This window comes from Staphylococcus sp. GDY8P196P (assembly GCF_017891705.1).
GTDB lineage: Bacteria > Bacillota > Bacilli > Staphylococcales > Staphylococcaceae > Staphylococcus > Staphylococcus ureilyticus.
The window spans coordinates 20,094-45,955 of the sequence record NZ_JAESJS010000017.1 but is presented as its reverse complement, the minus strand read 5'-3'; the positions used below and the strand labels follow the sequence as shown (position 1 = coordinate 45,955).

At 32.6% G+C, this 25,862-nt stretch carries 22 protein-coding genes and 2 pseudogenes; 16 read left to right on the top strand and 8 right to left on the bottom strand.

Features of this window, described 5'->3' with window-relative positions:
* Positions 1 to 938: 938 nt before the first annotated feature.
* Positions 939 to 2,864: a heavy metal translocating P-type ATPase gene (locus KA814_RS09470; protein WP_204170644.1), complete on the bottom strand. Its 1,926-nt coding sequence runs from the start codon at positions 2,862 to 2,864 to the stop codon at positions 939 to 941.
* Positions 2,865 to 3,193: 329 nt separating this feature from the next.
* Positions 3,194 to 3,520: an ArsR/SmtB family transcription factor gene (locus KA814_RS09465; protein ID WP_031920602.1), complete on the bottom strand. Its 327-nt coding sequence runs from the start codon at positions 3,518 to 3,520 to the stop codon at positions 3,194 to 3,196.
* 206 nt (positions 3,521 to 3,726) lie between these two features.
* Between KA814_RS09465 and KA814_RS09460 the strand changes: the two genes are divergently transcribed.
* On the top strand, positions 3,727 to 4,086 hold the full coding sequence (locus KA814_RS09460) for a ZIP family metal transporter (protein WP_001631039.1): 360 nt from the start codon (positions 3,727 to 3,729) through the stop codon (positions 4,084 to 4,086).
* A gap of 111 nt (positions 4,087 to 4,197) precedes the next feature.
* Here the strand turns inward: KA814_RS09460 and KA814_RS09455 are convergent.
* A pseudogene (locus tag KA814_RS09455) lies at positions 4,198 to 4,536 on the bottom strand (cassette chromosome recombinase CcrA); the annotation flags it as partial.
* An 8-nt stretch (positions 4,537 to 4,544) separates the two neighbouring features.
* Between KA814_RS09455 and KA814_RS09450 the strand changes: the two are divergent.
* From KA814_RS09450 to KA814_RS09400, 11 genes and pseudogenes are all read left to right on the top strand, one after another.
* Positions 4,545 to 5,183, top strand: a pseudogene (locus KA814_RS09450) (cassette chromosome replicative helicase); the annotation flags it as partial.
* Between the two features lie 199 nt (positions 5,184 to 5,382).
* Positions 5,383 to 6,744 (top strand): cassette chromosome recombinase CcrA, encoded by a 1,362-nt coding sequence (gene ccrA / locus KA814_RS09445; protein ID WP_204170648.1) that lies wholly within the window; start codon positions 5,383 to 5,385, stop codon positions 6,742 to 6,744.
* On the top strand, positions 6,741 to 8,369 hold the full coding sequence (gene ccrB, locus KA814_RS09440; RefSeq protein ID WP_204173244.1) for a cassette chromosome recombinase CcrB: 1,629 nt from the start codon (positions 6,741 to 6,743) through the stop codon (positions 8,367 to 8,369). The genes ccrA and ccrB overlap by 4 nt, the downstream gene beginning before the upstream one ends.
* 123 nt (positions 8,370 to 8,492) lie before the next feature.
* Positions 8,493 to 9,110, top strand: coding sequence for a hypothetical protein (locus KA814_RS09435; protein ID WP_107639586.1), 618 nt, complete (start codon positions 8,493 to 8,495; stop codon positions 9,108 to 9,110).
* A gap of 543 nt (positions 9,111 to 9,653) precedes the next feature.
* Positions 9,654 to 10,004 carry an SAUGI family uracil-DNA glycosylase inhibitor gene (locus KA814_RS09430; protein WP_204170652.1) on the top strand — a complete coding sequence of 117 codons (351 nt, stop codon included), beginning with the start codon at positions 9,654 to 9,656 and terminating at the stop codon, positions 10,002 to 10,004.
* An 86-nt stretch (positions 10,005 to 10,090) separates the two neighbouring features.
* Complete coding sequence (locus KA814_RS09425) at positions 10,091 to 10,402, top strand: DUF960 family protein (protein ID WP_204170654.1); 312 nt, start codon at positions 10,091 to 10,093, stop codon at positions 10,400 to 10,402.
* 17 nt (positions 10,403 to 10,419) lie between these two features.
* Positions 10,420 to 10,923, top strand: a complete 504-nt coding sequence (locus KA814_RS09420; protein ID WP_204170656.1) for a DUF1643 domain-containing protein — start codon at positions 10,420 to 10,422, stop codon at positions 10,921 to 10,923.
* A gap of 13 nt (positions 10,924 to 10,936) precedes the next feature.
* Positions 10,937 to 11,158: a hypothetical protein gene (locus KA814_RS09415; RefSeq protein ID WP_204170658.1), complete on the top strand. Its 222-nt coding sequence runs from the start codon at positions 10,937 to 10,939 to the stop codon at positions 11,156 to 11,158.
* 142 nt (positions 11,159 to 11,300) lie between these two features.
* Positions 11,301 to 13,088: a type I restriction-modification system subunit M gene (locus tag KA814_RS09410; protein WP_204170660.1), complete on the top strand. Its 1,788-nt coding sequence runs from the start codon at positions 11,301 to 11,303 to the stop codon at positions 13,086 to 13,088.
* A complete protein-coding gene (locus tag KA814_RS09405; RefSeq protein WP_204170662.1) occupies positions 13,081 to 14,376 on the top strand; it encodes a restriction endonuclease subunit S in 1,296 nt (431 codons plus the stop codon). Before KA814_RS09410 ends, KA814_RS09405 begins: the two co-directional genes overlap by 8 nt.
* Positions 14,377 to 14,388: 12 nt before the next feature.
* The gene (locus KA814_RS09400) at positions 14,389 to 17,418 is read left to right on the top strand and encodes a type I restriction endonuclease (protein ID WP_204173245.1); all 3,030 of its coding nucleotides are present in this window, start codon (positions 14,389 to 14,391) and stop codon (positions 17,416 to 17,418) included.
* Positions 17,419 to 17,837: 419 nt separating this feature from the next.
* Here KA814_RS09400 and KA814_RS09395 read toward each other — a convergent pair whose 3' ends face one another.
* Positions 17,838 to 18,716: a LysR family transcriptional regulator gene (locus tag KA814_RS09395; RefSeq protein WP_210122729.1), complete on the bottom strand. Its 879-nt coding sequence runs from the start codon at positions 18,714 to 18,716 to the stop codon at positions 17,838 to 17,840.
* Positions 18,717 to 18,839: 123 nt separating this feature from the next.
* Between KA814_RS09395 and KA814_RS13635 the strand changes: the two genes are divergently transcribed.
* The 3 genes from KA814_RS13635 to KA814_RS09380 all read left to right on the top strand — a co-directional run bounded on the left by KA814_RS13635 (position 18,840) and on the right by KA814_RS09380 (position 20,558).
* Positions 18,840 to 19,403, top strand: a complete 564-nt coding sequence (locus tag KA814_RS13635) for a sugar O-acetyltransferase (protein WP_245335668.1) — start codon at positions 18,840 to 18,842, stop codon at positions 19,401 to 19,403.
* Positions 19,404 to 19,511: 108 nt separating this feature from the next.
* Entirely contained in the window at positions 19,512 to 20,258 is a 747-nt protein-coding gene (locus tag KA814_RS09385) for an SDR family oxidoreductase (protein WP_210122728.1), read from the top strand.
* A gap of 18 nt (positions 20,259 to 20,276) precedes the next feature.
* Complete coding sequence (locus tag KA814_RS09380) at positions 20,277 to 20,558, top strand: cyclophilin-like fold protein (protein WP_210122727.1); 282 nt, start codon at positions 20,277 to 20,279, stop codon at positions 20,556 to 20,558.
* Positions 20,559 to 20,802: 244 nt separating this feature from the next.
* Here KA814_RS09380 and KA814_RS09370 read toward each other — a convergent pair whose 3' ends face one another.
* Positions 20,803 to 21,243 carry an antibiotic biosynthesis monooxygenase family protein gene (locus KA814_RS09370; RefSeq protein WP_232160188.1) on the bottom strand — a complete coding sequence of 147 codons (441 nt, stop codon included), beginning with the start codon at positions 21,241 to 21,243 and terminating at the stop codon, positions 20,803 to 20,805.
* A gap of 21 nt (positions 21,244 to 21,264) precedes the next feature.
* A complete protein-coding gene (locus tag KA814_RS09365; RefSeq protein WP_075100238.1) occupies positions 21,265 to 22,638 on the bottom strand; it encodes a cryptochrome/photolyase family protein in 1,374 nt (457 codons plus the stop codon).
* Between the two features lie 183 nt (positions 22,639 to 22,821).
* Here KA814_RS09365 and KA814_RS09360 point away from each other — a divergent pair, with 183 nt between their 5' ends.
* On the top strand, positions 22,822 to 23,247 hold the full coding sequence (locus tag KA814_RS09360) for a pyridoxamine 5'-phosphate oxidase family protein (RefSeq protein ID WP_041080228.1): 426 nt from the start codon (positions 22,822 to 22,824) through the stop codon (positions 23,245 to 23,247).
* A 176-nt stretch (positions 23,248 to 23,423) separates the two neighbouring features.
* Here the strand turns inward: KA814_RS09360 and KA814_RS09355 are convergent, their stop codons facing one another.
* A complete protein-coding gene (locus tag KA814_RS09355; protein ID WP_069821804.1) occupies positions 23,424 to 24,929 on the bottom strand; it encodes a phytoene desaturase family protein in 1,506 nt (501 codons plus the stop codon).
* Positions 24,926 to 25,807 (bottom strand): phytoene/squalene synthase family protein, encoded by an 882-nt coding sequence (locus tag KA814_RS09350; RefSeq protein ID WP_075100237.1) that lies wholly within the window; start codon positions 25,805 to 25,807, stop codon positions 24,926 to 24,928. Before KA814_RS09350 ends, KA814_RS09355 begins: the two co-directional genes overlap by 4 nt.
* Positions 25,808 to 25,862: the final 55 nt, after the last annotated feature.

Sequence of the window (25,862 nt, the reverse complement as noted above, 5' to 3'; positions counted from 1 at the left end):
TTCAAAGACTAAATTCACGTGTAGACATGTTGAATGCGTCTTATTAGGGTCTAATCTAATCAAACAAAAATTTAAGAGAGAAATCATATCTACAGGTTTTTTAACCAGAAGATTATTTTGATCTATTTCAAAAATTTTCAAACCGTTCTTAAAAGTGTATTTTTATAAACGTATGATAAAAGAGAAATTTTAGTCGCTTACTTCGTTTCAAGATATTACTGATACAATAAGGTTAAAAAATCGGTACGTTTAACAGAACAAGTGTAGGTATTATAATAAACGTTTTTGATTTTGATGAAAAATAAGCTGTTCAATTTTTGATTGAACAGCTTTACCTAGTTATCCTTACTTTTATTCTTTTACCCTCAAAAGGCGGAGAGCATTCAGTATTACAATAATAGCAGCTCCTGTATCACTTAATACGGCCATTCATAGTGTAAGTATTCCCAAGAATATCAGAACAAATGCCGCCAACTTTATTGTGATGGAAAACCAGGTGCGGTTGGGAAAATCCCCTTCCTGCGATTACCGTTCACAAACGCCCAAAAAGAGCAACTGGCCCTTTTAGCTCTGGGACTGTCTTGGCCTAGAGAAGGTAAAACCTTTCCCACTTAAAAGAACGGAAAAAGACGCTCTGTCCTGGCATTATCTTTGGCTCGACGCTTGCCCCCATACGGATATTAATCGTTTCGAAACTTTTAATACAGTCAATTTAACTTTTGAATGTAAACTGGCTGCCTTAAGTCACTGTTTATGATTTTATGCTTCCCATGCTCTTTAATTGCTTATTTGACCGCCCGTATGATAAAAACGGTATGCAAGGCATTGTTTTTACTCATAACATCTTTATTAGATTGCTCTGTTTTTTAGTGTCCAATGTTATGGGAGCATTGTAGAATCCACACTTCAAAGTTCATTCATGTCAATCGATTCGTTCATTATTTAGATCTTAATAATCGAAGTCCATTTAGTATAACAACTAAAGTACTTCCTTCATGAACAATTACACTGATTGTAATATCAGTTAATCCTAACAAACTAACGACAACTAAAAAGGCAACAACTGCCATTGAAAAAATAATATTTTGCCTAATAACACGACCCATATTTGAGGAAATTTTATGAGACTGTACTAATTTAGATAAATTGTTCTGCATTAAAACCAAATCAGATACTTCTACTGCCACATCAGTACCGCCCCCCATAGCTATACCAACATCAGCATTAACAAGGGCCGGTGCATCGTTCACACCATCTCCGACCATGGCAGTAACTCCAAATTTTTCTTTTTGTTCTTCTATAATTCTGGATTTATCTTCAGGCATTACATTAGCGATAACTTCGTCTATTCCCAATTGTTCGCCTACAGCTTTTCCCGTCATTTCCGAATCACCAGTAATTAAAGTCGTGTGGATACCAAGTTTCTTAAAGTAATTAACTGTTTCTTTAGCATGCTCATTCGGAATATCCATTAGAGCTATAATCCCAATAACTTCTTCATTTTCTGCTACGTATACAACCGTCTTTCCTTCTGATGCCCAATCATGATTGAACTGGGTATACTCTTCAGAAGCACTTTCAAAAGAAGTAGGCTTACCAATACGATAATTTTTTCCATTATAATCTCCTGTCAGACCTTTTCCAATTTGATTAGTAACTTCGATGTCTATTTTATTTTTAACTTCAAATTTTTCTAAAATAGCATTAGCGAGTGGGTGATTGGATTCCTTTTCAAGGGCGACTATAATATCAATAATATTTTCTTCGTTCACAGAATGAGTGAAATAGTAATTTGTTACTTTAGGTTCTCCGTTCGTAAGGGTTCCTGTTTTATCGAAGGCAATTGCATCTATATCCGCTAATTGTGATAGGTAAGTACTTCCTTTTGAAAGCACGCCTTTTTTAGCTAGGTTAGATGTTGTAGACAATGTTACAGATACAGTAGCTGCTGCCAAAGCACACGGTGAAGCTGCGACTAAAAGCACTAATCCCCTGTAAACACTTTGCGACCATGTCCAATCAAATAGAAAAGGAGCAAGTAACATTACTAATGGTATTGCGATTAAAACTATATTAACATATTTAGGCTCGAATTTTTGAATGATACTGGCAGCTTTTGTTTGATTACCTTGGTTTTGACTAACTAATTGTAAAATTTTAGAGAATACAGTATCCTTGTTTTCCTTAGTGACTTCCATAGTAAAAGTACCTGTTCCATTAATCGTACTTCCAAAAACTTCGTCACCCTTAGACTTCTCTTTCGGTATACTTTCTCCATTAATAGAAGATTCATCAATTGAGGTAGTACCGGATAAAATAATCCCATCAATTGGAACTTGATCACCGTTCAGCACTTGGAGTTGATCTCCAACTTTTAATTCACTGACATCAACAATTTTTGTGTTTCCATCAGGTAGAATTAATTTAGCTGTCGTTGGGTTCATTTCGAGTAGCTTAGTAATTTCTCTTTTACTTCTTCCTTCAGCGTAATCTTCAAGAAAATGAGCGCCGGAAAAAATAAGTATCAAAAGGGTTCCTTCCCAAAAACTCCCTATCAGAGAAGCCCCGATTGCAGCTAATCCCATTAGAATATGAGAATTAGGAGTGAATTTTCCCTTTAATTTAGTATTTTCAACTGTCTCTCCAATTCCTTCGAGAATAATTACATGGTAGCCGGCTGTGATTGTGGCAATTGAAAATAAGATGTTTTGTATTAATAAATTTGCATCACTTAAAAAAAGCCCAATTATAGCCAACACTAAGCCAATAAAATATGAAATAATTGGCATTTTTCCGTGATCATGATCATGACTATGATCGTGGCTATGACTTTCGTGTGCTTGTTGCTCTTGAATATTTTTCATTTCTATCACCTTTCTAAATAAATATGATATATCGGGTTCCAATATATTCGCAGTAAGCTTTACTAAACCAGGACGTTAATTGACCACATCCAAACTTTTTGTATCCAATAATACATCCTATGAATTTATCAACCGTATTCACTAACCCTCTCTGCTACACCCATCTCACTTTCCTTCGAGATATCATACAACGCTTTCCATTCTGTTTTTTTGTTTTCCATATCCATTGCAAAATCCCCTTTTCATATGCCTATAATATTGTTATATGATCATATAACAATATTAATGACGTGAATTATTATTAACACTCATTACTGGTTTACGGAATACTAGTGATGACAGGCGTGATCGATCGCCTGTTTTAGCATATTCATAGTATGTTCATCATCATGGGAATAAAACAATATTGTGCCTTCCCTTCGGAATTTTACTAACCGTAAATTTTTCAAGAACCGCAATTGATGGGAAACTGTTGATTGTCTAAGATGTAGCGTTTCAGCAATACCGTTTACCGAATACTCCTTATAAAAGAGCAAATGGAGAATCCGGATTCTCGTAGGATCACCTAACGCTTTAAATGTTTGCGATACGACAAATAATGTTTCATCATCTAAGTCCTTATTATTTACTTCCTCTAATTCCTTTTTTTCTTCCATTATCCTTCCCTCACTTTAGGTTTCAATTCAAAACCTTATATATAATAATCACTATTTATCTACATATATTAATATATGTTCATATATATGATATAACGATCTGAATAAAGAATCAAATAATATTTAATATGAATTCATATATTTTGTTTTGATTTTTTAGAGTAAAATAAACAAAGCCTTTTTAAGAATAGTGGGATGAGTGCAGTATGGATGATCGGGCGTTAGCTTCCGCACTTGGAATTGGTGTTGGCGGTGGACTCGCTTGGATAATGGAAGGTTTTCAAAGTGGTCATGGCTTTATTTATTCATTATGTGCAGGCCTTATAATTGGCTTATTATTTTTTGAAATGATTCCGGAAAGTATTGAATTAGGCGGGTGGGTAATTTTACTCGGTGGAATAGCAATAGGCTTAGTATTATTCCAATCCATTCATCTATTAATGGATAAAATTACAATTATCACTAATAGTCATCAAAAAGATATTTTCGTTCGATCGGGGGTACTTTTAATTATCAGTATAGCAATTCATAATTTCCCTGTTGGCAATATTCCTTTATTTGTGTAATTTGACCATTAATACTAAATTTATCAATGTCTTGAGAAATTGTTGAAACTCTAACATAACATCCTACAGATTTTCTTTTCATTTCTTTCATATTTTTCATCCTTTCATTAATTAAGCAATCGATGATTGCGTAGCTTGGTTTACAATGTTTAGCGGTTCATTTTTGAAATAGTTTCCCACAAGGCTTTTGTTTTTAGAAATATGAATTTCATCAATATATCGGTATAACATGCTTAACGTGAAGTGTTGTTGAATTACATTTTCAAAAGACCTTTGAATTTGTTGCTCATTTATTGATAGTGTTGGTTTTGATTGTTGAAGTAACGATTGAGATTGTTTTCTGAACGTTTCTGCATCGATGGCTCCTTTAGCTAATTTATCTATCAATTGTTCTTGTGTAAGTGTGCTCCTAGTTTCTAGGGCCCTTTGTTTTTTGATCCGTTTTTGAATTACATCATTGGTTTAAAGATAAATTGAAGGATGAAATAAATAATACTGGTATTCGTATGTTTAAGCGCTATGCAGCTATCACTACTTCGGCCAAGATTCTCAGTCATGTTTTACCTACAGATATTGATATCGCTAAAATAAGAGACTACTTTATTGATTATCATGCTCATACAGTCTCTGAACGATCACTGGCAGATAAAGCAATCGAAGTCATTACGCAATTTGTAGCACAAAACCGTGGTAAGTTTTCTGATGACAAAGCGTTAAAGAATATGATGGAGAACCATGGACTAATTGCCTTAAAAGATGAGTATATCGAAGTCAAAATCATTGCATCTGTATTTAAAAATATGTTGATAGAGAATCATTTCCAAGATGTCAACAATGTCGTGAATGCACTAAGGGATAAAGGATATATCGAATCTGACCGTGATCGAATAACTACGAAAAGAGCAGTCAAAGATGACTATGGCAAGAAACAGTCACTTGTCTTTTATCATTTAAAGTTAGATTCAGAGTATGCATCAATTCTTGGACTAAACAAAGAAAATGGAAGAGTTCAAAATAAGACTAAACAAGAGTTCGAAGAATCAATACCAGATGTAGAGTTCATCAAGTCTAATGTCATAGATTATTCTGATTTTTAATTAAATAAAGTATTAACATAAATCGATATGAGTACTGGAGTAGATAAAATGGATGAATTGATTGAATTACTAGCTGATTTAGTCGTTGAAGAGCTACAGAACGATAATTACTCATTACGGTCCAACGTGTTAAAAGCACGTTGGACCTTTCATTCTAATTTGCTCACAAATATATATTATCTTTTTGGAGGTGTATAACATGGAAGAAGCCATTGGTTATGTACGTCAAAGTACACTCAAACAACAAAGCTTAGCTACTCAGAAATCGCTCATTATGGATACCGCTAAGCAATATGGATGGTCTAATGTGACGTTTTATGATGATAAGAAAACAGGTCGACATACAAAACGTTCGGGTTATCAAAGGATGGTAGAAGCGATTCGTTCTGGAAAATGTAAAGTATTATGTTGCTATCGCCTAAATCGACTCCATCGTAATTTGAAAAACGCTATACAATTCTTTGAAATTTGTAAAAAGCATCACGTCACAATCATCAGCGTGAATGATGGCTATTTTGACTTATCTAAAGAATTTGATCGCTTTCGCCTAAACATACTTATGAGTCTAGCTGAAATGGAATCTAATAATATCAGTGAACAGACACGAAATGGGATAAGAGAAAAAGCCAAACAAGGTAAGTTGATTACAACACATGCCCCTTTTGGCTATCGTTATAGAAAAGGCCGCTTTATTGTACACAAAGAAGAAGCGTATACAGTTAACATAGTTTATCGTTGGTATTTACAAGGTCTAGGTTATAAGAAAATTTCTCAAAAGCTGGATAAAGATATGAATTTTATTCCTCGTGAGCCCTATCAAGTTAGAAATATTCTCTTGAACCCTAACTATTGTGGTCGTGTCATCAATAAGTATGGAACGTTTAATAATATCGTTCCGCCTATTATTGATGTTGATACATTTGAAGAAGCACAAGAGCGTCGTATTCATAAACAACACAATCGATCCAATTCTAGAAATAAGCTACAGCGACGAATCAAATGTCCTTACTGTCAATCAACATTAACAAACTTAACGATAAAAAAAGAGAACTATTCTCTACGTTACTATGTTTGCCCTAAAAATATGAATGACGCTTATCGTACATGCCCATTTAAAAGTATAAATGCACCAGAACTTGAAAGTGAAGTGCTCGACACTTGTAAAAAGTATTTTGAAGAACAATGGTTTCATAACCGATTGAATGACACAATACTCAAAGTCCTAAAACAGCAACAAATGAAGCATAAAGAAACCCATCTAACACAAGCACAATTGATTGAAAAGCTAGCTCAAAATCGTATTGATGTAAAAACGTTCAAACGTTTATCTGCTAGTTGTAAAAGTGAAGAGAATTACTCTACTTATTCAACCTACCAAATCGATGACAAATTAAAATATGTCATAAAAAATAAAATAACTTTACAGGATATAGCACCTTTTATCGATTGCATCAACATAACTCAAACTAAACAATTACAAGGAATCTACTTGAAACATAGTCCAGTGAATATCGTTGAACAATCGCATTTAATAACTCCTGAAAGGAATGAAGTCATATGAAACAACTCAAAAAGAAACGTATTGGATTATATGCACGTGTATCGACTGAAATGCAAACGGATGGTTACAGTATTCATGGTCAATTAAATCAACTTACAGAGTATTGTCAATTTCAAGGTTATGAAGTCGTTGGTGAATACACAGATCGAGGTATATCGGGTAAAACAATGCAACGTCCAGAATTACAGCGTATGTTAAAAGATGCCAACGAAGGTAAATTAGATTGTATTATGGTCTACAAAACCAATCGTTTAGCTAGAAATACCTCAGATTTGTTAAATATTGTCGAGGAATTGTATAAGATTAATGTCGAATTTTTTAGTCTAACTGAAAAAATAGAAATTGCCAGCTCAACAGGTAAATTGATGCTCCAAATTTTAGCCAGCTTCGCAGAATTTGAAAGAAATACGATTGTAGAGAATGTCTACAATGGCCAAAGACAACGAGCGATTGAAGGATATTATCAAGGCAATTTACCTCTAGGCTATGACAAAATACCTGATAGTAAAAAAGAACTGATGATTAATCAACATGAAGCGAATATTGTTAAATATATTTTTGAGTCATACGCCAAAGGTCATGGTTATCGTAAGATTGCGAACGCATTGAATCATAAAGGTTATGTGACTAAGAAAGGTAAACCGTTTAGTATTTCGTCCATTACCTACATCATCTCAAACCCTTTTTACATTGGAAAAATACAGTTTGCGAAGTATAGACACTGGAGCGATAAGAGACGAAAAGGACTCAATGAGGAACCTATTATCGCTGACGGTAAGCATGCACCTATTATTGATAGAAACTTATGGGATAAAGTACAGTTTAAACGCCAGGAGAGTCGCAAGAAACCACAAGTCCATGGTAAAGGGACAAACCTACTGACTGGCATTGTAAAATGTCCGAAATGTGGTGCAGCAATGGCGGCAAGTAATACAACCAATACATTAAAAGATGGCACTAAGAAAAGAATCAGATATTACTCATGTAGTAATTTTAGAAACAAAGGTTCTAAAGTTTGTTCAGCCAATAGTGTTAGAGCAGATGTATTGGAAAAATATGTTATGGATCAGATATTGGAGATTATCAAAAGTAAAAAGGTACTGAAACAATTGGTTGAAAAAGTAAATGAACAAAGCCAAATAGATAAATCCTCTTTGAATCATGACATCGCTTATAAACAGTCACAATGTGAAGAAATCAAAGCCAAAATGCATACACTAACGAAAACAATCGAAGACTCACCTGATTTAGATAGCGTATTGAAACCAACAATACTTGGCTACCAAGATGAATTGAATCAAATAAATAATCAAATCCATCAACTAGAACGAGATAAACAAGCGGAAGCTCCACATTATGATGCTGATATGATTGCCAATATACTACAAACAATATTCAAAGATATAGATAAATTAGAGAAATCTCAATTGAAATCACTATATCTAACAGTCATCGATCGCATTGACATAAGAAAAGATGAGCATTGTAAGAAGCAATTTTACGTTACACTCAAACTGAATAATGAGATTATCAAACAACTATTTGATAATCATCCACTTGACGAAGTGCTCCTCAGCACTTCGTCTTTATTTTTGCCACAAACACTATATCTTACTATTTATTAAAAGAAGTAAGTATAAAAGTAAACTGAAATAATAAATAATTAAAAATATAGTAGATATAATTATAAAAATTAGATAAAATTAATTTGTTAAATTTTAAATATTAAAAATACAGGGGAAAAATGAATGAAAAAAATTATTAATATTTTATTAATTGCGATACTATCCATCACATTTATTGGTTTAGCACTATTTGTAGTAAATTTTGCTAAAGATACGTTCATCAATGACAACACAAAAGCTGATACTGTAAGTAAAAAATCGAGTAAAGATAAAAAAGAAAAACAAAGTTCTGAACCAAATACAGAAGAGGTACAAACGTCTCAAGAAAATTCAAGTAACACTACTATAGAAAATAGTACAAGCGAACAAATACCTAATAACAATAATAATTCTGAATACCCTTCGAGCAAACAAGCAAATACAGAAAATGTACGAACTAATGAGTTTGGTCAAGTAATACATAAAACCAAGCGATATGGTATAGATTATATTGATGAATTTTCTTCTCCTGCTGAGGAAAGAGAGTATGAAGATCAAGTTATGTCACAAAGTGGAGGAGGCCCTACAGAACCAAAAGATAAAGTTGACGATGACGGAATGAGCCAAGATGAATTAGATAGTCTATCAGAAGATGAACAAGCAGGCATAGGATATAATCCAAATAATCCACGCGGTGACGTAGGTAGCCCTAGACCTATATATTCTGATGATGATACCGAAAGTTCTAGTGAAGATGAATAATATTTTTTATTAATAATACAATTGTAATACTAACGAAGTGCCTTGTAGCACTTCGTTTTTTCTTTCTTTAAAGTTTCTAACTAAGTTTAAGAATTCTCTTTATCAATTTCAATAACACTTATCTAATGAAACAGTCATTGTCGTAATTATTTTCATAACTACACGAAGCTTATATTGAAATTGCTAAAGAACATCCCACGATGATTTTTTACCGGGAAAGGAATGGGATTTGCAGATTCAAAGAAGCAGAAGGATTGTGCAAGCACAATCCCAAAATCCCGTTATTCTTTATAAATAAATAATATATATAAGGAAGCAGAGAGACCTACACATATCATCAATACTTATAAATAATGAGTTGATTGTTCGTCAAAATGAGTGGGATTCCGGGATTTCCTTGTTACACCAACGTTTGTAGCGGGTTTTTATATGGAATTTTCTCTTATTCTTACCGGGATTCGTAATAAACGACAAATCAAATATATATTATCCCAATGATGTATATCAACTACATCACTATCACACTATATAGGAGGCAATGATATGAAAACAATCACTCAAGAACTCAAACAATATATAACTCGTCTATTCCAACTATCTAACAATGAAACATGGGAATGTGAAGCGTTAGAAGATGCAGCAGAAAATATACTTCCTACTCGCTTTGTAGACCATACCCCACTTGCACATCTCACACTTGAAACCTATACCTACTATAACGATGAACTACATGAGCTAAGTATCTATCCATTTCTAATGTATGCCAATAACCAACTCATCAGCATTGGTTATCTGGATCATTTTGATATGGACTTTCTGTACCTTACAGATACTAAAAATACGATTATTGATGAACGTCATTTACTAAAACAAGGAGAGAATCACCATGAATAATTGGATCAAAGTGGCACAAATATCTGTTATAGTCATTAACGAAGTGATTGACATCATGAAAGAAAAGCAAAATGGAGGAAAATAGTATGCAAATCAATCGATATATCACAAGAGGCATTAGTGAACACTTATCTCTAGACCTTCAAATATTACTTTGGAACATGGTAAAAGAAAGAGATTATCCAAGTCATACAGATTACCTACACATTTTTAAACTACAAGAAGATAATAATATACTCTCTATTACGCATGAACAAGAACAACCCTCGTACAAATTGGAATATCACTATACAAACTATGTAAAAAATCAAAACGCATTACCTAAGAAAGTCTACGTCATCCGAGAAGATGACGTAGACGCTTTTTATTATGTGATGCTTTTGCCCGAAGAATACTAAAGGAAGTGATTATATATATGAATACAATCAAAAGTACGATACACACAGAAGCAATTTTTAGCGATAATGAACAACACCGATACTTACTCAAAAAGACGTGGGATGAAAAGAAGCCCGCATGTACAGTCATAACAATGTATCCCCATCTAGATGGTGTATTATCACTCGATCTTACCACTGTTCTTATTCTTAACCAATTAGCTAATTCTGAACAATATGGCGCTGTATATCTAGTTAATCTATTCTCTAATATTAAAACACCCGAAAACCTCAAACATATCAAAAATCCATATGATGAGCACACTGATATTCACTTGATGAAAGCGATAAGTGAAAGTGACACAGTGATTCTTGCTTATGGTGCCTATGCGAAGCGTCCTGTTGTCGTTGAACGTGTTGAGCAAGTGATGGAAATGTTGAAGCCTCATAAAAAGAAAGTCAAAAAGCTCATAAACCCAGCAACAAATGAAATCATGCATCCGCTCAATCCTAAAGCGAGACAAAAATGGACATTAAAATAAAGGAGGATTATCTATGAACCATGAAACCATACAGTCAGAATGGCGAACGGTTGCTAATTGTTTAGCATCACATGATTACATTTCAATAGTAAAAGGACTAGTACATCATTTCGCAGCAATTGAAGATGAAGAAATATTGGATAACATCTATGATGATTTTATGAATGACGATACTATAACAACGGTATTTAATAATGATTTAGAGACAATTATTAACCATTATCTATCAAAATGAAAACTATATTCTAATAAAACTAGAGCATCCTTCACTTTTACGGTGAGGGATGCTCTTATTACTATTTTTTTCTATTTTCAATCTCTGATAATATAGAAGTAGAGAATTTTAACTTTTTTGTCTATTAAAGGAGATATACATAATGAACGAACACAAAAGACATCAGCAAACATCAATTAATGTTCAAAAACAAGCAAACCTTATTTGGAACGTTGCAGACATTTTAAGAGGATTGTATAAACCTCATGAGTATGGGAAGGTCATCTTACCAATGACAGTCATTAAACGTCTTCATGATACGTTACTAAAAACGCGAGACGAAGTTCTTAAGACCGCAGAAAATACTCAATCAATAAATAACGTGATGCGAGAACGCCTTTTGAAGAACGCTTCAGGGTATTCATTTTATAATACAAGTTTATATACTTTTGAAACATTACTCGCAGACCCAGCAAATATTGAATCAAACTTTAGAGCTTATCTCAATGGTTTCTCTGAAAACATGCAAAATATTCTCGATAACTTTAAGTTCGACGTTGAAATTACAACAATGGCAGATAATGACGCGCTATTTTATGTGATTCAAGAATTTAACAAAGCAGATGCATATCTAGGTCCAGACAAGATGACAAGCACAGATATGGGATACGTGTTCGAGGAACTTGTACGAAAATTTTCGGAAAGCTATAACGAGGAAGCAGGTGCACACTTCACGAGTCGAGATATCATTTATCTCATGACTGATTTATTGCTTATCGAAGATAAAGATACTTTGTTTAAAGAACATGTATTCAAAACTGTTTACGACCAAACAATGGGAACTTCTCAAATGCTCTCAGCAATGACAGAACGTATTCACGATATGAATGATACTGCAGAGGTAGCCACATTTGGTCAAGAGCTAAACCCCGAAACTTATGCGATTGCGAAAGCAGATACAATGATTCGTGGTGGAGAGCCTGAAAACATGGCGCTTGGAAGTACATTAACGAGCGACCAGTTTGAAGGATTTATGTTTGATTACTGTATCTCCAACCCACCATTTGGTGTCGATTGGAAAAAGGACCAAAAAGCAGTAAGAGCAGAGCACGAACTCGGTGAACTTGGTCGTTTTGGCGTTGGATTGCCCCGAGTTAGTGACGGACAGTTGCTGTTCCAACTCAATGGCTTATCAAAGTTAAAGGAAACAGGGCGTATGGTAATTATTCATAATGGATCTGCTTTATTTTCTGGAAATCCAGGTGCAGGTGAGAGTTTAATTCGTCAGTACGTAATTGAGAATGACTGGTTAGAAGGTATCATTCAACTCCCCAACGATTTATTCTACAATACAGGAATTGCGACATATATCTGGATTATTACTAAAGATAAATCACTAGAACGTCAAGGAAAAGTACAACTCGTTGACGCGTCTAATATGTATGAAAAGCGCCATAAGAATATTGGTGAAAAACGAGTAGATATTTCCGAAGCATGTCGAGAAATGATTGTGCAAGCGTATGGAGAATTTGATAATAAAGAATACCATCTTGACGATAGAATAGTGGAATCAAAAATATTTGAGAATGATACATTCGGATTTACTCGAGTAACGATTGAACGACCTGAACGAAATGAAAATGGAGATATCGTTTATAAGAAGAATGGAAACATGAGTGTAGACACGAGCCTTAGAGATACAGAAGATATTCCGTTAACAGAAGATATTAATGAATATTTTCAACGTGAGGTGATACCATTCAGTCCAGACGCAAAGATGGACCGTAAAAAAGATAAAATTGGGTATGAAATTCCATTTACTCGATTGTTTTACAAATATACACCACCAGAACCTTCTGAAACTATTTCAGAACGTATTAAACAACTCGAAGAGTCTATTGTTAAAAACTTCCAAGTATTATCTGGAAAGGAAGTAGACACAGATGAATAGAGTGATGAAAGACAGTGGAATTGAGTGGATAGGGAATATACCACAAGAATGGGAAATCATTAAAAATAAATATGTTTTCAAAAGAAGAAATAACAAGGTTGCTGAAAATTATATTAATTATCAACTGTTATCGTTAACTAAAAAAGGAATTGTTGAGAAAAATCTAAATGAAACTGGAGGAAAACTTCCTGCTTCGTTTTCAACTTATCAGGAGGTACAGAAAGACGATATCGTCTTGTGTTTATTTGATTTAGATGTTTCTGCTGTTTTTTCTGGTATTTCGAAATATCATGGTATGATCTCTTCTGCTTATGATATTTTTAAAACTAACCAAGACTCTATACCAGATTATTATGATTATTTATTTCAAATTATAGGTTTTGATAGATTGTATCTACCTTTCTCAAAAAGCTTAAGAAAAACAATTAACAAAGAAAATTTCAATTCTATTTATACTATAAAACCTCCATACAATGAGCAGATTAAAATAGTAGATTTCCTTAATAAATCCACTATGAATATAAATAATATAATTACACAAACTCATCAATCTATTGAAGAACTTAAAAAGTACAAACAATCACTTATCGCAGAATCGGTAACAAAAGGCCTCGACTCAACTGTCGAGATGAAAGATAGTGGTATTGAACCAATGGTAAATGTACCTAAGCATTGGAAAATAAATAAAATTAAATATCTTTTTGAATTATATAGAGGTTTAAACATTACTAAAAAAAATTTAATAGATACAGGTATTCCCGTAATCAATTATGGTGAAATTCATTCAAAATACGGTTTTCATTTTGATTTACGATATGATGTCGTACAAAAAGTAGACTCTTACTACCTTGAATATAAAAATTCACTTATTAATCAAGGCGATTTTATATTTGCTGATACTTCAGAAGATATTGAAGGTTCAGGTAATTTCACATGTTATCTTAATGAAGAAATGTGTTTTGCAGGATCTCATACTATAATCTTAAACCCAAAAAAATTTATAAATTATTTTTATTTCTCTTATTTATTTGAGTCTCTACTGTTTCGCTCTCAAATCCAGAAAAAAGTAGAGGGAATTAAGGTTTATAGCATTACACAAAGAATATTAAAATCTTTGATTCTATTTGAACCACCAGCAGAAGAACAAGAACAAATCGTCCAATATTTAGATAATAAAATTTCTACTATCGATAGACTCATTGAAGATAAAACAAAGGTTATTGAAGAATTAGAGAATTATAAAAAATCATTAATTTATGAATATGTTACAGGTAAAAAAGAAGTGTAAGGAGTGATATCAGTGATAAAAAATAGAGAAATTAATTTTGAACAAGATATAGAAGCAAGTCTAGTTCAGCACGGAGGATGGACGTCTATACGATTTCAAGATACTTATTACGATGCAAATATCGCACTTGACCCAACAGTATTATTAGAATTTGTAAAACAAACTCAGCCTAAAAATTGGAAAAGATATATTTCTATTTACCGTACAGATGCAGAACAGAAGTTTCTAAAACGCTTAAATGAGGAAATTACAACACACGGAATATTACATGTCCTCCGCAAAGGAATCAGAGATCGAGGAGTCGCTTTTAAAGTTGTTTACTTTCAACCTGCATCATCTTTAAACACAGAAAATATTAAAAAATATAAAGCCAATCGTTTCCAATGTGTGCGTCAATTTCAGTATAGTAACCAGCATAGAAACACTATTGATATGGTTCTAATGATTAATGGAATCCCTCTTGTTGCGTTAGAACTTAAGAATCAATACACAGGTCAAAATGTAGAACATGCGAAATTGCAGTTTGAACAAGATAGAAATCCACGGGAATTAATTTTTCAATTTAACACTCGTTTTCTAGTATATTTCGCGGTAGATCATTTTAATGTGTTAATGACAACAAAACTCGCAAAAAGTAAAACTTACTTTCTCCCATTTGACCAAGGATCTAACGGTCCTGGTCATGTTGGCGGTGCAGGAAACCCACCAAATCCTGATGGATATCCGACTTCTTATTTATGGGAAAATGTACTCACAAGTCATCAGTTATTGGATATTATTGAACGGTTTATGAAGTTAGAAGAGAAGAAGAAACTACTGATTTTCCCGCGTTATCATCAACTGGATGTTGTGAAAAAATTAATATCAGATACTCATCATCATGGTCCTGGAAAGAATTATCTCATTCAACACTCTGCTGGTTCGGGTAAGTCTAATAGTATTGCTTGGTTGGCATACCATCTCGCTTCCTTGCATAATGATGAGAATCAACCGATCTATTCATCGGTCATTATTGTTACAGACCGTACTGTTTTAGATCGCCAACTTCAAAATACATTAATGAGTTTCGAGCACACCACTGGGCAAGTCGAAACTATTGGAGATAATAAAACTTCTCAAGATTTAAAAACAGCTATAAATGACCAAAAGAAAATTATTATTACTACATTACAGAAGTTCCCGGTAATTTATGAAGAAATAGATAATACAGCAGGTAGAAATTTTGCGATTTTGGTCGATGAAGCACATTCTTCTCAAACAGGAAGCAGTGCACAAAAACTAAAACATGCGTTAGCAGACAAAGAAGCTGCTTTAAAGGAATACCAAGAATTTGAAGAAAGCGTTGCAAATCAATCGCTAGATGAGCAAGATCAAATTGTTCAAACGCTACTATCTCAAGGTCAACATGATAACTTAAGTTTTTTTGCTTTTACAGCTACACCAAAAGAAAAAACCATTGAAATGTTTGGAACAAAACAAGCAGATGGTTCTTATCATCCATTCCATATTTATAGCATGAGACAAGCCATAGAAGAAGGATTTATTCTAAACGTTTTACAAAATTACATGACATATAGCACTTCCTATAAAATTGCGAAGTCGATTGAAGAAGACCCAGAATTGCCAAAGACAGAAGCTGTTCGAGCTATCGCTAAATATCAATCTCTTCATCCTTGGGTACTTAGACAAAAAGCCGAGATTATGATTGAACAATTTAGATCAGTGACACAAAAAGCAATTCAAGGTAGAGGAAAGGCAATGATTGTGACAGCTTCTCGACTCCACGCCGTACGGTATATGCAAGAGTTCAAAAAGTACATCAAAGAAAAAGGATACACAGATATGGATGTGTTAATCGCTTTTTCAGGTACAGTAGAAGATGATGGAATTGAATATACAGAGCCAAAGATGAACTTAACACAGTCTGGAGAACGTATCCAAGAAAATCAACTGAAAGAAGCATTTCATAGTGAAGACTTTAATTTATTAATTGTCGCAGAAAAATACCAAACGGGATTTGACGAACCTTTACTTCATACAATGTTTGTCGATAAGAGATTACGCGGAATAAAGGCAGTCCAAACATTGTCTCGCCTCAATCGTACTATGCCTGGAAAAACAGATACTTTTGTTCTTGATTTTGTAAATACAGAAGAAGAAATATATGAAGCATTCCAACCTTTTTACGAAGCAACTTCTCTAAAAGAAGAAATTAATATTAATTTAATTTATGATACACAGAGTAAACTCCGTAAATTCCATATATACAATGATGATGACATTCAAACAGTCATGAAATTAAATCGTCAGGCAAAACAAAAACAAAATGATCAATTACTTGGTCGATTGAGTAGCATGTTACGTCCCGTTATCAGTAGATACAATGATCTTCCAGAAGATGTTCAATACGATTTCAGAGTTACACTAAGAAACTTCAACAAATGGTATAATTATATCGCTCAAATTGATCGTACTTTTGACAAAGAGTTACTAGAAGAAAGTATTTTTACTGGTTTTTTATTAAAATTCATTCCTAAAAAACAACGCAATTATATCGATATAGAAGACAAAGTAAAGTTAGAATACTATAAATTGCAAGAAGATTTCAGAGGAAATATAGAACTCGTCAATGAAGATATAGAAAGTGGGCAATTGGCTCATCCTTCAGAAGTAAGTGCAACTGTTGGACCTGAAGAAGAGTACGATTCTTTAAATGAAATTATACACAAAATCAATGAACGTTTCCCAGATGATTTTACTCAAGGCGATAGAGTACTCGTTAAAAATATGCGAGAAACATTGATAAACAATACAAATGCGAAACTTGTAAACATGGCTCAAAACAACAGCGAAGAAATGTTTGCGAATAGTTTATTCCAACAACAATTCCAAGACTTCTTGATTGATCAATATAATCAAGGAGAAGCTGCATACTCTAAAATGTTTGGCAATAATAGAGATTTTTATGACACTGTTTATCAACTACTAGCAAAAGATTATTATAGATGGCTGCGATCCCAAAAAGCAGATAATTTTGCTTAAATTAATTATTTTTAAACTAACTTAAAGATTGTTCACAGTCTTTAAGTTAGTTTTTGCTAAATTTTTAATTTAGCTATAGTCTCTCATCCCAAGTTCACTTTCATACGATATGTTTTTTAATATTTAGTTATTCTAAAATTTCTAAATTCTTATAGGATTTTTAAAAGGTCATATTTACTTGCATGGAGAAGCAAATCACCTACATGCTCTAATTATAATCTACTCAATAAATGCCTCGCATCTTCATATGTCTCAATAAATTCCTATAACTCCAATTATTTCACTAACTATTTCACTTGCCCTTGTTACTCACTTCTGATTTTCAAATAAATTAAAGGATTCTAATATCTGATTAAATTTTTCAAGAAAAAACCGCATCATTTATGATATGCTTCTGCTTATCGGGTAGTGATGCGGTTTTATTTTTCACCTTTTAAAATTTCTTTTAGTTGATTTAAAAATAACTGTGCTGATATAGATAAAGGCTTCTCTTTTTTCCAAACTACACTTAAACTTGATTTGATATTTTGTTGAAATGGTACAAATCTAAGTGATGTATTATGAGTATTTACAATACCTCCGAGGCATAAAGCATGACCTACACCTTCTTCCACCATAATGGAAGCATTATAAAGTAAATTGTATTTAGCTACTACATTTAATTGTACATCTTCAAGATCCAATTCATTTAAAATCATTTTTTTTACACCTTGTTGCCTTGATATAATTAATGGTTTGTTAATGATTGATTCTGCACTTATTTTATCCATATCTTTAAATTCTGAATCATGCTTTGTCAGTACCCCCCAGACATCTGTCCTATTTAATGCTATTGAATCATAATCAACTTTATTGATTGGCTCTATAATTACACCGAAATCTATGATTCCATCATTAATTTTTTCTAAAATTTGTTCAGCATTTCCACTAAACGTATCAAAAATAATTTGGTTATACTCTTTTTTCAATGCTTTTATCGCTCTTGCAATCGGCTTGATACTACTTGATTCCGCCATACCTATATGAACTTCCCCAAAAACCTCTTTATGCGTAATATTTGAAGTAGTTTTATCTACTAAATTAATAATGTCTCGTGCTTTACTTGCTAAATAATGTCCTTCCCTTGTTAATTCTAAATATTTACCTTTTCTATTAAATAATGTTACAGATAGCTCTTCTTCTAAATCCTTAATTTGTCTCGACAGTGTCGGTTGTGTTATGTGTAATAACTTTGCAGCAGCACTTATATTCCCCTCTGCTACAACTGCTAAAAAATAACGCAATACTCTATTTTCCATATCCAGCCTCCTATGCTTAAAAAGTATAAAAAAGCATCCAATATAGGTATTTGTAATATTCATAGTAGCATTATACCATTATAAGTGTAATCATTCTTAAAACTTTAATTGGAGGAAATTTTGTTGTTTAATCATGTACTAATCGAAAATATTTGGGATAGAGTTGTCGAAGAAGACGAACCCGTCTTCAAACAAATTCATGAAATTGTTGATACAAATGCTAAATTAGTATTAAAACTCAATACTTCATATCATAATCACACTGACACGCTAACATTATTGTCCCAAATTATCGGACAAGAAATTGATTCAAGTGTAGGCATCAACTTACCTTTATATACGGATTTTGGAAAGCATATTTCTCTTGGAAAGCATGTTTTTATTAATAGTAATGCTATGTTTACTGATTTAGGAGGCATCACTTTAGAAGATCATGTGTTAATTGGACCACGTGCTAACTTGCTAACTGTGAACCATCCCCAAGATCCTAAACAAAGAAGAAGCCTTATCGTCAAACCAATCACAATTAAAAGAAATGCTTGGATAGGTGCCGCTGCTACAATACTACCTGGTGTTACAGTAGGAGAAAATGCCATCGTTGGTGCAAATGCTTTAGTCACTAAAGATGTTCCTGCTAACACAGTAGTTGGCGGTAACCCAGCCAAAGTTATAAAGGAAATTAAATAACTTACAAGCAATTTATGCAACTATGCTTTAAACCAATAAATAACGTGTGAAAAATTAAGTTTAGGTGTTATTAATTTATAAAATTTTTCAAGATAGGGGAATTATCAAATGGCAATTAAAAATAAAGTAGTCGTTATTACTGGAGCTTCAAGTGGTATTGGTGAAGCTACCGCTAAACTTTTAGCACAAAAGGGCGCAAAACTCGTACTTTGTGCTAGAAGAGAAGATAAATTGAAAACAATCGTAGATGAAATTAAAAAATCTGGTGGGGAGGCAATTTATGCCGTAACCAATGTAACAAACATCGAAGATAACAAAAACCTAGTCAATAAAGCTAAAGCACAATATGGAAGCATTGACGTTATATTTTTAAATGCTGGTTTGATGCCTAATTCTCCACTTTCAAAATTAAAATCTGATGAATGGCATGACATGGTTGTTGTAAATATTAAAGGTGTTTTAAATGGAATTGAAGCTGCTTTACCTGAATTTATAAAACAACAGTCAGGACATGTTATTGCTACTTCATCTGTGGCAGGATTAAAAGCTTATCCAGGTGGTGCTGTCTATGGTGCCACAAAATGGGCAGTTCGTGATTTAATGGAAGTATTACGTATGGAATCTGCTCAAGAAAAAAATAATATCAGAACAGCTACGATTTACCCAGCTGCAATTAAAACAGAATTATTAAATACCATTACAGATCAATCTACTGCTTCTAGTACTGAAGCAATGTATGATGAATACCAAATATCTCCTGACAGTATCGCAGAAATTGTAGCATTTGCTATAAATCAACCTGAAAACACGAATATCAATGAATTTACTGTTGGACCAACTAATCAACCATGGTAAAAGAAGGGAGTTAATACATTGAACACAGTTAAAATGACTATTGAAGATACAACATTTACTGCAAATTTTTTTGATAACCCAACTGCAATTGAAATCGAAAACCTTTTTCCAATGGAACTAACGATGAAAGAAATAAATAATAATGAAAAATATCATAATTTTTCTCAAAATTTTTCAACAAATCCTCAGTTTATGGAACAAATTAACAAGGGGACATCATGTTATACCAAGATAACTAGACAGTTATCTTTTATAAAGATTTTAAAACTAATATCAAATATACACCTATTGGTAAAATAAATAATATGGAAAATTTAGGAATCATAAATCATTCCTCTGAGATTAAAGTATCTTTTATGATTTAACATAAAAAATCGTCCAATTTAAATATTTAAATTGGACGATTTTTTTAGTTTATTTATTATAGGGCTCTGCTTATCAGTGATTTTGCTAAAATTTTTATATCGCTTAAAAAATAGGCAAGTTAGTATTTAAATAACTCGCCTATATGTTTGCAGAAATATCATTTAATTCAAAAATTATGTTATTTAAATTCTAAACTAATATTAAATGATAGGTTTCTGTTTACAATAGATTTATCAGCACCTTGCTTGGTTCCTCTATTTTTATGGGATGCTTTATATTCCTGAGACTCTTGCCAATGTTTGTAAGCTGCTTCGTCTTGCCAAAACGTAATGATAACATGATGTTCATGTGTACTATGTGGCTTTAGAAATAATAGATTTTCAAACCCTTCAGTATTCTCTAGATGTTTATCTCTATTTAAGAACACACGCTCGAAGTCTGCCTCTAAACCAGGATTAGCATATAAATGGTTTAAAACTGCATAACCATATTGTGGCAAATCATTAATTTGTTCTAATATAGTATAGTGATATGTCACATTAAATCTATTAATAGTTACCTCATTATTATTTTTTTCTAAATAAATACGATGTATTTCATTTTTCAACAAATGAATCACTCCTTTTTATTGGATGATATGTCAAAATTGCTTAAATTTATCCATAACATAATCTCTACTATTTTTATGATTCACGATAGTCTGTGGATAATCTTTTCCAATTTCAATATGATAAATTTCTTGTAACTTGTCTTTATATTTAGTTGGATCATGAATGTATTTACTGCTCACATCATTAAATATTTCTAGCTGTGTTTTAATAAAATACCCTTGCGCATCAAAACGCTCACTTTGACGTATAGGATTAAACATTCTGAAATAAGGCACTGCATCTGTTCCAGTTGATGCTGACCACTGCCATCCATGTACATTAGATGCATTATCATAATCTATCAAATACTGTCTAAAGTACTCCTCCCCCCAAGTCCAATCAATAAATAAATTTTTCGTTAAAAATTGTGATACGACCATTCGTAAGCGATTATGCATATATCCTGTACGATTCAGCTTCTTCATTGCAGCATCAACGATTGGGTAACCAGTTTGACCTTTTTTCCATACTTCAAAATGTGTTTTATTATACGACCATTGCATGTTTCGATATTTTTCAGAAAAAGATTTAGTTGCCGTTTCTGAATACTGTGTCATTAACACATAATAAAATTCACGGAATAGAACCTCTCTTATAAAAGCTTCAAAATTTTTTTCATCGCTCTCATAATCTTCAAGTAAATCATTTATAATTTCACGAATATCGAGTAGTCCATATGCTAAATATTTACCTAATCCACTTACAAAATCCTGCGACACATCGTCAGTCAATTTATCATAATGAGCTATGTCACCATTTAAAAAATCATCCCAAGCTTTACGCGCTAACTTTTCTATATCTTTATTATTTTCAAATTTTAAGTCACTTTGATTTGAACCCTTTTCCGCAATTTGAGACAACTGCTTAAATTGATAACTTTTTTTAGGGGTGTGTACTAAGTCCTGACGATTTGCTTTATAAAAACTAGTAAATACTTTATAAGGCTGTTGCTGTTTATTAAAAGTCTTTGTTGGCTCAAAATAATGATTCACGCGCTGTCCAATTACTGTAACTTGGTGATTTTCAAAAGCCTTTTTTACATGAGGATAGTCATATATTTCTTTGTGATAACTCATAATATCTTTTGCTACTAATACGTGAGATAACGCCAATGTTTCTGCTAATTCACCTAGCTTTTCGTATGTGACAATATAAGGTTGTAAATCATGCTTATCTAAAGCATTTACAAATCCTTTTACAACTTTATAGTAATAGTCACGTTTTACTTCTGATGCGTCAGTTAAATCTTCTAAAGGTAAGATAAAATACAATTTATTTATCTCATTTTGATGCTTCACTATATATTGAAAAAGTGGATTATCTTTCGTTCTAAAAACTCTGTTAAGTATGACTCCTAAATGCATTTTATTGCCTCCCAGCTTGTTTCATACAAATTCACTTTATAATTGTCCTTTAACTTAAGATTGTGTTTTCAATCATATACCCGTTTTAACTTTTGTATAATTCACTAAAAAATAAAATAAATTTTAATACCTTACATATTATAGGCAACTTCAGGGTATATTATTATCAGAGGTGATTAAATTATGAATAACAAACAATTACAAAATGAAATTGAAAATATATTAAATACATCAAAAATAGGTGTCCTATCTACTGCACATAACAATACACCTAATAGTAGATACATGGTATTTTATAATGATGGACACACACTTTATACTAAGACAAGCATTGAGTCTAAAAAAATTGCTGAATTTAAAGATAATCCCAAAGCTCACGTACTTATAGGTTACGATGAAACGAATAATCGTAGTTTTCTAGAAATTGATGCTAATGTTGAAATACTGAAAGATCAAGAGACTATTGATTGGATTTGGAACAAACAAGATAAGTCCTTTTTTGACTCTAAGGATGATCCAAACTTGTGTGTAATTAAAGTAATACCAAAATCCATAAAAATTATGAACGATAAAAAATTAGACGCACCACAAACCATTACGTTCGATTAGTTAAAAAGGCGAGCCTAGGACATAAATAGATGTCTCAGGCTCGTTTTCAATTTGGCAGTAGGTGACTGAATTGAAAATGCGATTATATCAAGCTTTTTTCAATCCTAGTCACCCTTGCCGGGGTGGGACTACGAAATCTATATTAGAAAATTTGATTTCTGTCCCACTCCCGTTTTTTATATACCATTATTAATATCTTCTAACATAGCATCAACTGTAATTTTAGCACTCGTCAGTACAATTGGCACTCCTGCCCCTGGATGAACACTAGCTCCAGCAAAATACAAATTTTTGTAATCTCTGCTCACATTAGGCGGTCTGTAATAGTTACTTTGCGCTAAAGTAGGCATTAAACCAAAGGCTGCTCCAAATTTAGCATTATAATCTCCTTCAAAATCCTTAGGCGTATAAATAATTTCTGTCACAACTTGCTTTTTCAAATCTTTTAACGCTTTAATCGTAGAAAGCTTATTGTAAATAATATCTTTCACTTGTATGATTGTTGACTCATCAGACCAATCCGTATCACCTGTTTTCAATTCTGAAACGGGCATCAGCACATAAATACCTGTTTGACCTTCTGGCGCTAACGACTGATCTTCCACACTAGGAGCGTATACATATATTGATGGATCTTGGGATATTTCCCCGGAAAATATTTCATTGATATTATTATCAAAATCCTTTGAAAATATAACATTATGTAACAAGATATCTTCAGATAAATCTTTATCAACCCCTATGTACATTAAAAAGGCTGAGCAAGAATAGTCCATATTATCAATTTTCTGTGTCGTATACTTCTTAGGATGATGTTCATTTTTAATTAAAGATGAAGTAGCATATGGAAAATCAGCAGTACAAATTATTTTGTCATACTTTTCTATATGTCCGTTTACTTTTAGTCCCTCCGCACGCTTATACCTACTATCAATGATAATTTCTTCAACGTTTGCGTTGGTATAAATTTGAGTACCTAATTCTTCATTTAGCGTTTGAAGCGCTCTGACAAAGCTATACATACCACCTTTTATAAAGTGAACGCCAAACATTAACTCTATCATGGGTATAATTGAATACAATGACGGGCTTCGTTTAGGGTCGATACCTATATATAATGTTTGAAACGCTAAAATCTTTTGGATTTTTTCATTATCAACATATTTTTCAATTAAATTATCTGCTTTATCAAATGTTTTGAGTTTCATACCCTGATATATAGTAAAAGGATTATAAAAATCCGTAGGTTTCCTAAACGTACGTTCTAGAAAATATTTTCGTGCTATTTCGTATCTTTCGTATATATCTGTTAAAAAGGACATAAAACCATATGTAGAGTTAGGTTCAATACCTTCAAGCATATTTCTTAATTGAGCAAGATCTGTAGGAACGCGAATTTGATCTGTTTCACTAAAATAAACATCATATATATGTGATAATTGTTTAATTTCCAAGTAATCATTCATATTTTTTTGAGCGTAATTAAAAACGTCTCGATAAATCTCAGGCATCATTACGATGGTTGGTCCCATATCAAATGTAAATCCATCTTGCTTGATCTGATTCATTCTGCCACCTATTTGTTGGTTCTTTTCATATAAATCTACTTGGTGACCGTTTGCTGCTAATCTTGAAGCTGCAGCTAAACCTGAAACACCGCCGCCTATAACTGCAATCTTCATAATGTTTCACTCCTATTATATTTCGCACTAAGTCCACGATAAATTTTCATTTTTTTCAATTTGCTTACATATACTTTCTTATGCAACGTATAGTTTGCCTTCCTTACTTCCACAAGTATTTCATGATAAGCTATCGCAGCTAATTCGATAATGTAACGTACCTCTTCGTCAAAATAATTAATACCGTTTAATGCAATATCATATAACCTAACTGACTCTGTAGCGTAACTTTCCCACAGTTCTATATAATTTGGCGTAACTCCTTCATAATATATAGAATGTAGATTAACTCGATATTGAGCTAATTTTTCTACACTTAGATAAATTCTTCCATTTTGAAAATCTTCGCCGACATCTCTTAAAATATTAGTTATTTGCATTGCCTTGCCTAAAGCAATCGCAGCTTCTTCAGCTTGCTCGAAATTATTTTCATTTGATGAAGTTAATATAGGAGTTAACAATTCACCGACAGTACCTGCCACACCATAGCAATACTCATATAAATCTGAATCAGTTTTCATTTCTTTTAAAACTAAATCTTCCTTCACATATTGAATTAAAGATTCAAAAGGTTTTTTAGGTATTGAATATGTATTCAATGTATTACTTAAAGCATTCATAATAGCTGCATCACTTTGATACGCTTGAATATAATCACAATCGCTATAAATCACATCTAAATCTCTAGCTATGCCGTTTAATTGCTCAAGGTCTTTGTATTTATCAATACTGTCATCTATAATTCTGCAAACTGCATAAATAGCCCAAATTGCTTTTTTCCTTTTTAAATCCAAAAAATCAAAGGCATATGAGAACGTTTTTGAATGTTCTTTCATTATATTGTGACAATGGTTATAATCTCTCTCTAATTGATTCATTTATTGGCCTCCTCAGTAAGCCTAGAACTTCTTGACATTTGTATAAAAAACTAAG

Bases quoted from the DNA above. Each gene is read 5' to 3' on its own strand.
- ccrB (WP_204173244.1), top strand. From the start codon at position 6,741: ATGAAACAACTCAAAAAGAAACGTATTGGATTATATGCACGTGTATCG.
- KA814_RS09350 (WP_075100237.1), bottom strand. From the start codon at position 25,807: ATGAATCAATTAGAGAGAGATTATAACCATTGTCACAATATAATGAAA.
- KA814_RS09410 (WP_204170660.1), top strand. From the start codon at position 11,301: ATGAACGAACACAAAAGACATCAGCAAACATCAATTAATGTTCAAAAA.
- KA814_RS09385 (WP_210122728.1), top strand. From the start codon at position 19,512: ATGGCAATTAAAAATAAAGTAGTCGTTATTACTGGAGCTTCAAGTGGT.
- KA814_RS09470 (WP_204170644.1), bottom strand. From the start codon at position 2,864: ATGAAAAATATTCAAGAGCAACAAGCACACGAAAGTCATAGCCACGAT.
- KA814_RS09415 (WP_204170658.1), top strand. From the start codon at position 10,937: ATGAACCATGAAACCATACAGTCAGAATGGCGAACGGTTGCTAATTGT.
- KA814_RS09365 (WP_075100238.1), bottom strand. From the start codon at position 22,638: ATGCATTTAGGAGTCATACTTAACAGAGTTTTTAGAACGAAAGATAAT.
- KA814_RS09360 (WP_041080228.1), top strand. From the start codon at position 22,822: ATGAATAACAAACAATTACAAAATGAAATTGAAAATATATTAAATACA.
- KA814_RS09395 (WP_210122729.1), bottom strand. From the start codon at position 18,716: ATGGAAAATAGAGTATTGCGTTATTTTTTAGCAGTTGTAGCAGAGGGG.
- KA814_RS09465 (WP_031920602.1), bottom strand. From the start codon at position 3,520: ATGGAAGAAAAAAAGGAATTAGAGGAAGTAAATAATAAGGACTTAGAT.
- KA814_RS09355 (WP_069821804.1), bottom strand. From the start codon at position 24,929: ATGAAGATTGCAGTTATAGGCGGCGGTGTTTCAGGTTTAGCTGCAGCT.
- ccrA (WP_204170648.1), top strand. From the start codon at position 5,383: ATGGAAGAAGCCATTGGTTATGTACGTCAAAGTACACTCAAACAACAA.
- KA814_RS09460 (WP_001631039.1), top strand. From the start codon at position 3,727: ATGGATGATCGGGCGTTAGCTTCCGCACTTGGAATTGGTGTTGGCGGT.
- KA814_RS09435 (WP_107639586.1), top strand. From the start codon at position 8,493: ATGAAAAAAATTATTAATATTTTATTAATTGCGATACTATCCATCACA.
- KA814_RS09420 (WP_204170656.1), top strand. From the start codon at position 10,420: ATGAATACAATCAAAAGTACGATACACACAGAAGCAATTTTTAGCGAT.
- KA814_RS09405 (WP_204170662.1), top strand. From the start codon at position 13,081: ATGAATAGAGTGATGAAAGACAGTGGAATTGAGTGGATAGGGAATATA.
- KA814_RS09430 (WP_204170652.1), top strand. From the start codon at position 9,654: ATGAAAACAATCACTCAAGAACTCAAACAATATATAACTCGTCTATTC.
- KA814_RS09425 (WP_204170654.1), top strand. From the start codon at position 10,091: ATGCAAATCAATCGATATATCACAAGAGGCATTAGTGAACACTTATCT.